General features: G+C 44.4%; 9 protein-coding genes and 3 pseudogenes. All 12 read left to right on the top strand.

Annotated elements, in window-relative coordinates:
* The first annotated feature begins 1,096 nt into the window (after positions 1–1,096).
* The gene (locus DW082_RS10890; RefSeq protein WP_220452658.1) at positions 1,097–2,851 is read left to right on the top strand and encodes an Ig-like domain-containing protein; all 1,755 of its coding nucleotides are present in this window, start codon (positions 1,097–1,099) and stop codon (positions 2,849–2,851) included.
* A 592-nt stretch (positions 2,852–3,443) separates the two neighbouring features.
* Entirely contained in the window at positions 3,444–4,745 is a 1,302-nt protein-coding gene (locus DW082_RS10885) for a site-specific integrase (protein ID WP_118458601.1), read from the top strand.
* Positions 4,746–4,774: 29 nt separating this feature from the next.
* Positions 4,775–5,758, top strand: coding sequence for a virulence protein RhuM/Fic/DOC family protein (gene rhuM, locus DW082_RS10880; protein ID WP_118458599.1), 984 nt, complete (start codon positions 4,775–4,777; stop codon positions 5,756–5,758).
* Positions 5,759–5,790: 32 nt separating this feature from the next.
* A complete protein-coding gene (locus DW082_RS10875; protein WP_118458597.1) occupies positions 5,791–6,210 on the top strand; it encodes a hypothetical protein in 420 nt (139 codons plus the stop codon).
* A gap of 69 nt (positions 6,211–6,279) precedes the next feature.
* On the top strand, positions 6,280–9,204 hold the full coding sequence (locus DW082_RS10870) for an N-6 DNA methylase (protein ID WP_259335604.1): 2,925 nt from the start codon (positions 6,280–6,282) through the stop codon (positions 9,202–9,204).
* A 2-nt stretch (positions 9,205–9,206) separates the two neighbouring features.
* The gene (locus DW082_RS15140; RefSeq protein ID WP_259335603.1) at positions 9,207–9,614 is read left to right on the top strand and encodes a hypothetical protein; all 408 of its coding nucleotides are present in this window, start codon (positions 9,207–9,209) and stop codon (positions 9,612–9,614) included.
* Between the two features lie 17 nt (positions 9,615–9,631).
* Positions 9,632–9,988: a hypothetical protein gene (locus DW082_RS15135; RefSeq protein ID WP_259335602.1), complete on the top strand. Its 357-nt coding sequence runs from the start codon at positions 9,632–9,634 to the stop codon at positions 9,986–9,988.
* A 187-nt stretch (positions 9,989–10,175) separates the two neighbouring features.
* A pseudogene (gene rhuM / locus DW082_RS15505) lies at positions 10,176–10,274 on the top strand (RhuM family protein); the annotation flags it as partial.
* Between the two features lie 332 nt (positions 10,275–10,606).
* Positions 10,607–10,897, top strand: a complete 291-nt coding sequence (locus DW082_RS10855; RefSeq protein ID WP_118458595.1) for a helix-turn-helix domain-containing protein — start codon at positions 10,607–10,609, stop codon at positions 10,895–10,897.
* Positions 10,898–10,899: 2 nt separating this feature from the next.
* Positions 10,900–12,083, top strand: a pseudogene (locus DW082_RS10850) (primase-helicase family protein).
* Between the two features lie 203 nt (positions 12,084–12,286).
* On the top strand, positions 12,287–13,264 hold the full coding sequence (locus DW082_RS10845) for a toprim domain-containing protein (RefSeq protein WP_118458593.1): 978 nt from the start codon (positions 12,287–12,289) through the stop codon (positions 13,262–13,264).
* Between the two features lie 217 nt (positions 13,265–13,481).
* Positions 13,482–13,689 (top strand): annotated as a pseudogene (locus DW082_RS10840) (plasmid recombination protein); the annotation flags it as partial.

The following is a 13,689-nucleotide window of genomic DNA, read 5'->3' as shown; positions in this document are numbered from 1 at the left end:
GATTTTATACGGATAGAAGAAAACTGTTTCACGCGGCATCGAGCAACGCCTCCTCCACCTGAGTGACGGACATCATTCCGCATGAACGCATGGGAGAAGGGCTGGGCATGTACGGACTTTCGATGGCCATATCAACTGCCGTGGCACCCGCATTGGGTCTGGCAATGATGAACCTATTGCGCTTCGTTTGTAAATGGTAGAATCCGCAATTGAATCGCTATCGGATATAGGGAATACAAATGTAAGAGTTCGTTATTGCTATGAAAGCGCAAACGTGGTCGTATGCTATGTATATTCCCTCTGGCTTTAGTCAGAATAGATATTTATAAACGGCTCACGATTTTTCAGGCTTGGGCTGGCAATAGAATTTCATCTGAATCAAAGTAAATCGGATAATTCTTTGTAATTCGCGTTTTGGGTATTAAATTTAACATTGAATAGGTTAGAGTAAGACGAACGCCTCAACTTATCAAGTGGGGAGAGTATTGCCGAGCGATAGGGTTCTCCGACGGATAGGCCCGTAATCTCGTGAACATGCGGCCCGTCCGTTTTTCCAGTAGTCTATATTCAAGCGAACACTCCCAACATTTCGATGCAGAAAATGCCGAAGCGAGGCTCACAAAGGATGAGAAAGGCCCCGGAGGGTTTCAACTGTTCATCGACCAAATACCGATTCTGAGATGGTTCCGGCAAAAGGCGAAAGAGTTTTTGGAGCATATCGGAATCAAGATCAAAGACCGCGAGCAGGGTCGGGGAATGGGGATGAGATAAATCCTAAACCCGGCATTTCATTAATATATTAGACAAATTTTCGTATATTTACCGCGATAAACCAATTAATTAAAGGCGAGCCTATGGCATAAACGGAAATATACAAGACATAATATAAAAAGCGTTAGCTTTTATTCTTGCTTCTGAAATTACCACTTTTAAAGCGATCAAGAGTAAAGTTAATGCCTGCGGAAACGTGGGCTTTACTCATTTATTTGATCGCAGGTTGTGGTAGACCTCAGAAGCAGATAAAAAGGTACTGTCCCACGTCTTTTTATGTGTAACTAAAACTCCGCCGGGGGACGGGCGGAACCGATTTATACAAATGAAAAAACATCTGTTTTTATTGATGCTTTCAACGGCGATTCTTGCCGGTTGCAGCAAAAACGAAGGCGGAGAAGGCGAGCCATTCACTCCGCCCGCACAAGAACAACTTACACAAAACGCCTATGCCGATAACGAGAGTACGGGCGGCGGCTTTTCGTTCACGGCCGGCGCCCCCTGGACGGCGACCGTGAACGAAGTGCAGGCGCAGGCTTCGGCATTGGCATCCGTACAAACAAAATCCGTTACACGGGCTGCAGACAACAACGGCAATAACGTAGTCTGGCTGAAACTCTACAACGGCGACAAGGAGGCTTACAGCGGCGGGGCCGGGACGATTACGCTCCGCATCGAGATCGACCAGAACTATACGGGAGAACGGCGCGAGGCGACGATTACCATCCGTTCGGGCAACAACACCTTTACCGTGACGGTCGTTCAGGAGGGAACCAAGCAAGACGGCAGCAAGAACGAGCCGCCGGTCAAAGTGACGAAGATTACCCTCGACAAAACCGAACTTTCGTTGGATGCAGGAGCTAAAACGACGCTGACCGCCACCGTAGAGCCTGCCGACGCCACGATCAAATCGGTGGTATGGTCGAGCAGCAACCCTGCCGTTGCGGACGTAAATCCCGTAACCGGCGAAATCACCGCAATAGCCGACGGAACGGCGACCGTTACGGCTACCTCTTCCTCTAACAAAGAAGTGTCGGCCTCTTGCGCGGTAACGGTGGGCGACGACGAACCTGTCGTGCCCGATCCCTCGAGCTACGCTCTTGTCAGCCGGATCGAACGCACGGTAACTTATTGGAGCCAGCTCCCCACTTCGGATCACGATGAAGAGGAGGCGACCTATACGTTCGAATACGACGACCATAATCGCGTTTCGTCATATACGATCGACATCCGCCCCACCAACGATCCGGAAGGTTCGAGCCAACTGGTCAGCAGCATCGACTACTCGGCACCGGATCGTCTCCGCATCGAGGATCGGTGGTCGGACGCCGGAACACAAACCTACGACGTCCTGCTGAACGACAAAGGATACATCCGACAGGGCAAATCGCATCCCTATTCCCATGACGAAGATAATTATGAGTTTTACACCTATGAGATAGAATATAACGACGAAGACCGTATCTCGCGCGTCGCCTACTCCAATACGTGGAACACGTATACCTATAAAGACGGTGTGCTGTCGGGCGGTTCCTATTCCGACGGAGCTCAGCCGGACGAAGTGTCCGGGTTCGAGCAATATTTCAACCAGACGCCGAACGACAAGTTGAATCTGGACATCAATATGCTCTTTTTACCGGATATGCTATTGGAAGAAACCGAAGACGGAGAGGTGCCGGGCCGGCTCGGGCGCTTGGCTCTGCTGCGCCTGGCGGGTCGCGGTATGGACCGTTACACGACAATATTTACCGGATGGAGTGACGATGAAGGAGCCTCTGTCGCTACTCCTGGCTATCCGGAGCCCAATGTGAAGGTTCATAAGAGTTACGAATACTACACTTATGTCGAGGACACGGAGGAGCGCCTGGATTACGTCTTTAACGACGACGGTACGGTCGCTTCGGTCACAGCACACGCAACCGTAGCCAAAATCAAGCATGAATACGACATCGTGGTAGGTAATGAACCCGTCCATCCCGAATACCCTGAAGCAGGATATAAATACGAGATCAAAAACAGAAAAGATACCGAACTGGATCGCGGTACGAATTCGGCCGTCTATTCGTTTACCTACCGCTAATTTCTTGTATAACTAAAGAAGACAGACTACGATATAACTTTTTAATCTATCTTTTAACGATACGCAAATTATATGAAAGAGCATCCCTCCGAATGTGGGATGCTCTGATTTTATGTGTTTGCCATTGCGGAGCAGTTAATACGAGGTAAAAGCATAAAAATATCTGCACGGATTCCCGGAAATTCACTATCGTTTATGAATCTATATTCTTTTAATTTTGTCCATATTTCTTTACTCAGATTCGGGATTGTAAATGCTCCCAGCTATTGTCATACCCTTTTTGATGATTGCTAAGTGATATTATCACGGAAATTGTCCTATCTGTTTTTAATTCCATCAAATAAAATGCCGTACAAATTTAAAACAAAGCCGCCTCACAGTGCACTGTGAGGCGGCTTTGTCGAGGTCTGAAGCGGACGCCACAAATATTTCTCGTATTTAATCTATCTTTACTTTATTTGCCATGTTTATCAATTGGTTATAAGTCACTTTCATTAATTACGAGGTCTGGAAATTTTCGAAAATCAAGCAGATACCGTACAAATGCCGTACAAATTTCTTATCTTTGCATTAAGAATCAAGCAGGTAAAATATGGCAACTTTTTCGTATCGCATCCGCACAACAAAGAAAAGCGCATTGACGAAAGTTTATATTCGGTTTAACGTAGATCGGAAAACCTCATTTTATGCCGAAACCCAATATCTTGTATTTTCCGGGGCATGGGACGATAAAAAACAGACGGTCAAAAACCGCTATTCCTTTACAGCCGACTTTACCGAGCAACAAGGTCGTGAGCTGACGGCAAAACTGGCCGAACTACGCAGTTTCATCCTCGGCGAAATGGCGAAAGACCCCAAACATGCGATGACGAAAACGAAGCTGGAAAAGATTATTTACAGTTTCCATCATCCGCGCAGCGTGTCCGGCGGTCGCAACACACGCAGTCGGGAATCGCTGACCGACTATATCGCCCGCTATACGCGCGAAATGGAAGACGGCACACGGCTCAATATTCATAAACTCCGTTACGGAGCATCGACGATCAAGAACTATAAAGGTTTCATCATCCAATTCGATGAGTTCTGCAAAGCCAAACGCAAACGATACGATTTTGGGGACATAGATCTCAAATTCTATGACGATTTCGTTGCTTATTTTACAGCTAAAGACTATTCGGTCAACACCATCGGGCGCCATGTCAAAGAACTGAAAATCATTATGCGGGCTGCACGTGAAGAGGGCCTGCACGACAACGGGACAATCGAAAGCCGCAAGTTCCGCGTACTGACCGCCGAGGTCGAAAACATCTACCTGACCGAATCCGAGATCAAGGTCCTTGCCGACCTCGACCTGTCCGGCGACAGACACAAGGAGGTTGCCCGCGATATTTTTCTGGTCGGATGCTACACAGCGCAACGATTCAGCGACTATTCGACCATCAACGAGGGTAATATCCGTACGCTGGAAAGCGGACAGCGAGTCATTGACCTCAAACAGCAGAAGACGGGCAACCATGTCATTATTCCCGTCCGACCCGAATTGCAGGCAATATTGGACAAATATGAAAATCGCTTGCCCAAATCCTACGAGCAGAAAGTAAATAAATACATCAAGGATGTCGCACGCGAGGCCGGTATCACGGAAAAGATCGAGGTTTCGTACATCGAAAACGGAGAGAAAAAAACGCATATCGTCGAGAAATGCGATATGGTCAAGACCCACACGGCCCGGCGAAGCGGTGCAACAAATATGTACCTGGCCGGAATCCCCACCATCGCCATTATGAAGATCACGGGACACAAGACCGAAAAGGAGTTTATGAAGTACATCAAGATCACCGAAGAACAGACCGCTATGGAGCTGATGAACCACCCCTATTTCAGCGGAAAGTAATAAATGCTAACTTTGTAAAAACGACAGCCATGAACACAGGTGAAATAATATTATACCAAAGTCCGGACGGAGCGACGGCAATCGACGTGAAACTGGAGCAGGAAACGGTCTGGCTGTCCCTGAATCAGATGGCCGAGCTTTTCGACAGGGACAAGTCGGTCATTTCAAGGCATATATCCAAAATCTACGCAGAAAAGGAGTTGGACTACGATTCAACTGTTGCAAAAAATGCAACAGTTCAGACGGAGGGCGCAAAGAGCGTCGTCCGAAGTATAGAGTTCTACAATCTGGATGTGATTATCTCAGTCGGATACCGGGTTAAATCCCAACGGGGGACTCAATTCCGCATTTGGGCGAATAAAGTATTGAAAGAGTATCTGATAAAAGGCTATGCCGTTAAGGATACGATAAAACTGGAGCAGTACGAGGACTTGAAGCAGACGATCAAACTGTTGTCGAACGTAATGGATCACCGGCAACTGAACCATTCGGAGGCGACGGGCCTGCTGAAAGTCGTTACCGATTATGCCTATGCACTCGACACGCTCGACAAATACGACTATCAGCAACTCACCATCGACAATACGACCGCGGCGGCTAAATTCGAGGCAACCTACGAAAGCGCCAAAAATGCAATCAAGGAACTACGCGACAAGTTCGGCGGCAGTCCGCTGTTCGGACACGAAAAAGACCAGTCGTTCCAAAGTTCCATAGGGGCGATATACCAAACTTTCAACGGCGAAGACCTCTATCCGAGCGTCGAGGAAAAAGCGGCGATGTTGCTCTATCTGGTTACAAAAAACCATTCGTTCAGCGACGGCAACAAGCGGATCGCCGCATTCCTGTTCCTTTGGTTTATGGAAAAGAACGGTATTCTTTACAACACCGACGGTACGAAACGGATCGGCGATAATGCACTGGTCGCACTGACCCTGATGATCGCCGAGAGCCGCACCGAAGAGAAAGACGTGATGGTCAAAGTCGTTGTCAATCTTATCAATCACAACAATTAATTGCCATTTTGCCGTAACAAAACCAGTAATTTATGCCGCGCCGACGTAAAATAGAGATCAAAGCCTCTGAACTTAAATGTTTTGACATTTTAGCCGGGGAACTACGCACGAGGGAGGAATTTTCGGATTTCGACCCGCAGAGCATCCGCGTATGGGCTTATGAAAATTACGAGCAGGAGTTAAAGAATGCCGATAAAGCACTCTACAACCTTGACCATTGGCTGGCTGTACACCGCAACGAAACATTCCTTACCTCGACAAAGGGAGATCGCCTGCTCACCAAAAAAGAACTGGCAAAAGCATTGGGTATCACGCGACCGACACTCGACCGATGGCTCGGCAGTGTATGGATGAAAGAGTGCCGGAATCTTTCCAGATTCCGTGACAATACCCATTATTACTCTTCGGAAGAAATCCGCGCTGCACTTCGGATATACAATACAGACAAATAAATAAAAGTAGTACCTTTGTACATTGGGATATTATTATATAATTTTGGTTGCAAAAGACATATGAATACAATGCCATTAGAAGCTGATACAAGGAATCTTATTGATACCGCTTTAACTAATTTAGGATGGAAATTAAACGGAAAAGATAAGAATGTTTTTTTTGAACAGCCAAAAACAGAAGCAGAACGTAAATCTCTCGGAGGAAAACGTCCTGATTATGTGTTGTACTCAAATGAAAGTGATAGACCTTTAATTGTTATTGAGGCCAAAAAGAAAGGCACTCGCCTTGATGTAGCAATGGAACAAGGCATTAGTTATGCCCGTGCAATTAATGCTCCACTTGTATTTGCTACAGATGGTGTATTTTGTAAAGCATATCATACAGAAGCCAATAGAGTTCCTATTTTAAATGGAGAAGAAATAGACGAGTTTATCAGAGAAACTCTTGCATTGCGGTATCTGACAACTTATGAAGTAAATACCATAAGTCCCAAAGTTCAATATGATAGGAAAGAGCTAATCCGCATATTTGATGAAGCAAACAATATGTTACGAGGGGAAGGATTGCGTGCTGGAATCGAACGTTTTGGTGAGTTTGCAAATATACTATTTTTAAAACTTATTAGTGAAAGCGAACAAATCAAAAGAGAAAGTGGTATTAAAACGCTTTTTGATGCCACAGCATGTAGTTGGGATAGCATTAAAAATATCCCTTTTACAACTCGCATTGACTATATAAACAAAACTGTTTACGAAAAACTAAATTCAGTATATAATACTGATATATTTACTCCCTTACAGATTCGAGATGCAAGTATCTTGAAAGAAATAATGGATAAGCTTGACCCACTAACGCTTACTGATGTGGATAGTGATGTAAAGGGAGATGCTTTTGAGTATTTTTTGAAAGCTTCAACCGCAACTAAAAATGATTTAGGAGAATATTTTACTCCACGCCACATTGTAAAAACAATGGTACGTTTGGTTAATCCTCAAATTGGGGAAACCATATATGACCCATTTTGTGGCACAGGTGGGTTCTTAATAGAAAGTTTTCGCTATATATACAATAATATGGCGAGGACCGAAGCCAATATAAAGATGTTGCGAGAGCATACAGTTTATGGCAATGAAATTACCAATACTGCACGTATAACCAAAATGAATATGATTTTGGCCGGTGATGGGCATAGCAACATCAATATGTGTGATAGTCTGGCAAATCCTATAGATGGGAAAGCTACATATAAAGATAATGATGGGAATGAGCATCATTACGGATATGATATAGTTCTTGCAAATATGCCGTATTCTCAAAAAACCAAGCATGGAGAATTGTATGATTTGCCAAGTAAAAATGGGGATAGTATTTGTGTACAACATTGTATGAAAGCAGTAAAGAGCACATCTCCTAACGGTAGAATGGCTTTGGTAGTTCCGGAAGGGTTTCTTTTTAGAAAGGATTTAACTAAAACTCGTGAATACCTATTAGAAAATTGCCAATTGCAAAGTATTATTTCATTGCCACAAGGAGTATTCTTGCCATATACAGGTGTTAAAACAGATATTATATATGCAACCAAAGTAAATAAAAAGATAAAAAAATCAGAAAAGAAAAAAGAATTTTGGTACTTCGATGTCAAGAGTGATGGATATACATTAGACAACCACCGCCGCAAATTAGATACCCCAAGTGATTTGGTTAAATATGAGGAGTTTCGTAAATTGGATGAAGATCAATCTACAGAAATGACTAATGTAGGATTTGAGATAATTCCATTGGATAAAGTGCGTGGTAACTCTTTTATATTGGCAGGGAACAGGTATCGAATATCTCCAAATATTACTTCAAAATATGAAATTGTTGATTTTTCTGATATTGCGACAATAACAAGAGGCGTAAATTATCAAAAAGCGCAACAGACAACATATAAAACATCTAACATTATACTTCCCGCGGATAATATCACATTATCAGGTGAATTAGAGGTTATAAAAGAAATATATATAGATCAATCTATTATTCTTGCTCCAGAAAAACAATTAAGGCGAGGCGATATTTTTATATGTATGTCAAGTGGTAGTAAGGAGCATATAGGAAAGGTTGCTTTTATTGATAAGGATACGAATTATTATGCTGGAGGTTTTATGGGAATTATTAGAACAAGTACATCTCGTTGCCTTCCACAATATCTATTTTTCTATCTGCTGAAATCTTTAAAATACAGAGAGGAGATTAAACTATTAACACAAGGTGCTAATATCAATAATATAAGTAGTACAATTAATTCCATAAAAATCCCATTGCCTTCTATTGAAGTCCAGCAGCAGATAGTTGACGAACTTGACGGATATAGAAAAATTATTTTCGGTGCTCAATCTATTGTATCAAACTATGAGCCGCATTTGCCAAAGTTTAAAACAGGTAATATTGTAAAGCTTTCGGATATTTGTGAGATAAATCGTTTTTCTGTAAATCCAGAACAAGAATACGGAGAAGAAACATTTACTTATATTGATATTTCTTCTGTTACTAGCGGTACGGGCAAAGTTGATACATCACAAAAAATAAAAGGGAAAAATGCTCCAAGTAGAGCAAGGCGAGGAATGAGCAAGGGAGATATATTAATGTCAACTGTTCGTCCAAACCTAAAGGCTTTCAGTTATGTTGATTTTGATACCAAAGGCTTTGTTGCTTCGACTGGCTTTGCTGTTTTGACCCCCAAAAATGTGAACGGAAAGTATCTACTTTATGCGTTATTGGATGATTTTGTTGGGAACCAACTAAGCGATGTAATGAGTAAAGCAATGTATCCAAGCGTAAACAAATCTGATTTAGAAAATTTGGATATTATTTGTCCTTCTGTTGAAGAACAGAATGAAGCAGTTATCCAAATTGAAAGAGAATTATCATTCATAAAACCAGCAGAAGAAATTGTTTCTATTTTCACAAAAAAAATAGAGCAAAAAATTAACGAAGTTTGGGGTGAATGATTATGGTAGAAGAAATTGACTATACAGAAGTCCCATATTTGCAGGAAATATTGAATTATCTTCCAATCAATCCTGATGATGAAGAAGATATAAATAGTTATGTCAATAATGTAACTAATTTAATTGCCGTAAATTACAAATATGAGCAGTATCAATTTGCCTATTTTGGTGTTCATCTGCTCTATATGACTTACATTTATTGTACCGCATGGAAAATCAGTCAAATTATTCCTGATAGATATCAAGATGTAATTGTTTTTGCACGGCCATATAGTGGTAGAGAGAAAGACTTGAAGATAGAAGATGCTAATTCAATATTTGCATATAGTTTATTACCGGAAAAAGATATCGCAAAACTTTTTAAGATTATATGTTTGGATAAATCCCAAATTGCAAATGTCAGTGATTAGTAGATGCACGTAACGATATGGCACATGCATCTGGAAAATTCAATATTCTCACAGAAGATGGTTATGATGCAAAAGTCAGTAGTATATTGTCTTCAATGAAAAATATTCATAAATGCATGAATGAATCAATGCGAAAATGGTATTCTGAAATCTTAATAAGTTTCTGCGCTGGAGAATTTTCAGATTATAAAGAAGCGCGAGATTTACTGACAGAATATATGATTCAGAGTTTTAAATTATCGGTAAATGAATTGTTAGTTTGTCATGAAATGAGTGTAAGTGGCATAATAACTCAGCATCGTGGATATCAAACCAAACTTAAACATTTTAAGAAAACTGTCGCAGATTATTGCAAAGAAATGGGATATATTTAGTCATGGGCAAAAAACTTCAGATACATAATAGTACTATTGAATTCCTTATGTTTTAAAGAAGAAGGAATAGAAGTTTTATATCAAGATGAAACGCTTTGACTTACTCAAGATGCCATAGCCACGCTATTTGATAAAGGGCGTTCAACAATTACGGAACATTTGCAAAACATTTTCCAAAGCCAAGAATTACCTGAAACTAACTGATATTTATGCAACAAGTATTGACTATAATCGAGGTGCCCCAACAACCAGAACGTTTTTCAAAAAGGTGCAAAATAAAATAAACTGCAAACTGAGCGAAGAACCGAACTCGTTCGAATTATTCCGAAGCGTAGTGTTTATTATAAACGAAGTTTAAAATAAAATATAACCTGTCTTTTGCGGGAATGGCGTTTTGCTGTTCCCGATTTTATATTCCCTTATTTATTACTTTACACGATAGGGACAAATGTAGCATATGGCGGCCCATATGCAATCAATGTCTTTTGTCCTACCGTATCGTGTCACCGAAACGACCGCTTTTGTCACCGACTGTCACTGTCTTGTAATATAATTCCCTGTTTTAGAAAGGTTTGACCAATAGTTTTCTTTGTGGCATTAACCTTAACGAACTACGTTATGCCAAAGGAAATTTATCTGTCCGGCCTGACGGCCGACCAACTCTCCGAAATGATACGGGAGTCCCTGCGCGACGAGCTTCAGCAGTTCCGTCCCGCACGTTCGAAGTCCGAAACCAAGTACCTGACACGGCAGGAGACGGCTCGCCGCCTGCGGATTTCGCTCGTAACGCTCACCGATTGGGTGAACCGAGGTAAGATATGCGCCCATAAGATAGGTGGGCGCGTCCTGTTCCGCGACAGCGACGTCGAAGCGGCCTTAAATCAGATCGTACCCATCAAAAGCCGATAGCGATGAAAGAGAAATATATCCGCATCGGCACACAGTTGTACAAGGTTGTGCTGCGGCCCCTAATCAGCGGGGATTTTATCGAGGAAAAAGTGCAATGGAGTTACGAAACGCTCCGGCAGGACTACGGCAAAAACAACCTGCCGGAAATCGAAAAGTATGACGGCTTTTGCAGCATTCCCGACCATGTGAACTACCAACGGGTACACGGCACATACCTGAATCTCTACGAGCCGATTCCGCATCGGCCGGGGCCGGGCGAATTTCCCCATATCCGGGCATTTCTGGCCCATATTTTCGGGCCGCAGATCGAATTGGGGTATGACTACCTGCAACTGCTTTTGACCCGTCCTACGCAAATATTGCCGATACTTTTGCTCGTATCCGGAGAAAGGAATACGGGCAAGACCACCTTTCTGCGTCTGCTTAAAATGATTTTCGGCAAGAACGCTACCTTCAACACTAACGAGGATTTCCGCAGCCAGTTCAATCTGGACTGGGCCAATAAATTGCTGGTCATGGTCGATGAGCTCCTATTGAACAAAATCGAAGATACGGAGAAGATCAAGAACCTGTCCACCGCCGGAGATTATAAAGTAGAAGCCAAAGGGAAGGACAGGCGGGAGATAGAATTTTTCGCAAAATTCGTCCTTTGCTCTAACAACGAAAAGAACCCGATCATTATCCGCAGGAGGAAATCCGATTTTGGGTACTGAAGATAAACCCCATCTCCTGTGACGATATACGCCTCAAGGATAAGATGCGCGCGGAGATCCCTGCCTTTCTGCATTTTTTACTGCACAGGAAATTATCGACCGAACAGCAATCCCGCATGTGGTTCGCTTCCACGTTGCTCGAAACCCCGGCCCTGCTGAAAATTAAAAAATACAATACGAACAAGGTCGAAACGGAGATCGCCACCTACTGCATCGAAGTAATGGACAGGCTCGAAAAAGACACCCTGCTATGCTGCCCCAAAGACATGCTCGACATCGTAAAGGATGCGGGCCTGAAAGCCGACTTGGTGCAGATTCGCAATATATTCAAAGACAATTGGAAACTGCGCTCGGAGAAGAACGGCGACTATATTTTTTATCATATCGGGAGCGAAGGAGAACTGTTCCCGGCCAAACGTAAAGGGCGCTATTTCGAGATTCCCCGTTCACTGGTCGAAAAACTGCTGTTGTAGTGTTGTTTTTATCGGATCATTAAAATAAATACCTGATAATCAACTTCAACACTTCCACAACAGTCCAACAACAAATCCACAACAAAATAAAAATCGTTGAAGACAACGGCTCTCGTCGTTGTTGGGGAATTGTTGTCTGTACAAATACCTGTTTTATATCTTATTATGCTATCTCACAACAAAACCACAAAAAATCCGCCACCATGAACTACGAAGAAATAAAACGACGCATCAGTATTCGGACTTACCTCGCGGCACAAGGAATCAACCCCCGGTGGGAGTGCGGCAACCGAGGCATGTACCTCTCGCCACTTCGTAAGGAACGCACCGCCAGCTTCAGCGTCAGTTACGACAAAAACCTCTGGCACGATTTCGGGACGGGCGAGGGCGGCTCAATCATCGACCTTGTAGCCCGTATGGAGGGCTGCTCCGAGGCCGAGGCCGCCCGAAGGCTTGCGGCGGGCGAACACGGAACGCTCGTCCCCATCCATGCCGAACCGCCGAGAGCGAGCGAACCGACACCATCCCGCCTTATCATCCTCTCCGACCGCGAACTGACCCACCCGGCATTGGTCGGTTACCTGACTGGCCGGGACATAGACCCTGCCATCGCCCGGACTTATTGTCGCGAGGTGCGTTACACGATCGGCGGCAAAGAGTATTTCGCCATCGGGTTCCGCAACGATGCCGGAGGCTGGGAGCTGCGTAATCCCCGATTCAAAGGAAGCAGTACGCCCAAGAACATTACCACCCTCGACAACGGCAACGATACGGCAATGGTGTTCGAGGGGTTTATCGACTTCCTATCTTATCTCTCACTGAAAGCCAACCCGTCGCCGTCGATTGATAGCACTGTACTCAACTCGGTAACGAACCTGCCAAAGGCCGTTCCTTTCCTTGCACGCCATAGGATCGTCCATGCCTTCCTCGACAACGACAACGCGGGGCGGAAAGCGTTGGCCCGACTGGAAGAATCCTTACCCTCGTCCGAAGTGATCGACCAATCCGTTTTTTACCGCGACCACAAAGACCTGAACGACTACTGGCAGGAGAAACGAAACCTCGCTACCCCGCAACCCCCTCAATGGAAGGAAACAAAACGGGCACATCTTGCTGTTCCGCGAGTCCGGCAATGTGTCTCGTCCCCGGCGAAAAAGAGAGGCCCCGGTTGGAAGTTCTAACCCCGCTGCGTACCCGCGGCATTTACGCCCCCGGAAAAGCCATAATCTATTAGGGCTTTTTCTTCTCGCATCGCTGTGGCGACGCGGAAAAAGCCCCAATAGGCCAGCAGGGAGAACCCCGCTGGACACCCCCTCTGCGGTCGTTCCGACCGCCGGACGCTCCCCGCGTCCGAAACCAGCCAACCCAATCATCCACCGCATTGACAGAGAAAAATATATGGGATACGTAGTATTGCATTTAGATAAAGCGCCTGGCAACGAAGCCCGGATGACAGCCCACATCGCGCGGACGCAGATGCCCCCGAATGCCGACCCCTCGCGCACGCACCTGAACCGGGAACTGATCGCCTTCCCGGAAGGGGTGGCCGACCGGACGCAGGCGATCAATTACCGGCTGGCACACGCCGGGCTGACACGAAAGATAG

The organism is Alistipes sp. AF48-12, from assembly GCF_003477565.1.
Taxonomy (GTDB): Bacteria; Bacteroidota; Bacteroidia; order Bacteroidales; family Rikenellaceae; genus Alistipes_A; species Alistipes_A hominis.
Note: the sequence above shows the minus strand (reverse complement) of the source record. Positions and strands in the feature narration are given on the sequence as shown.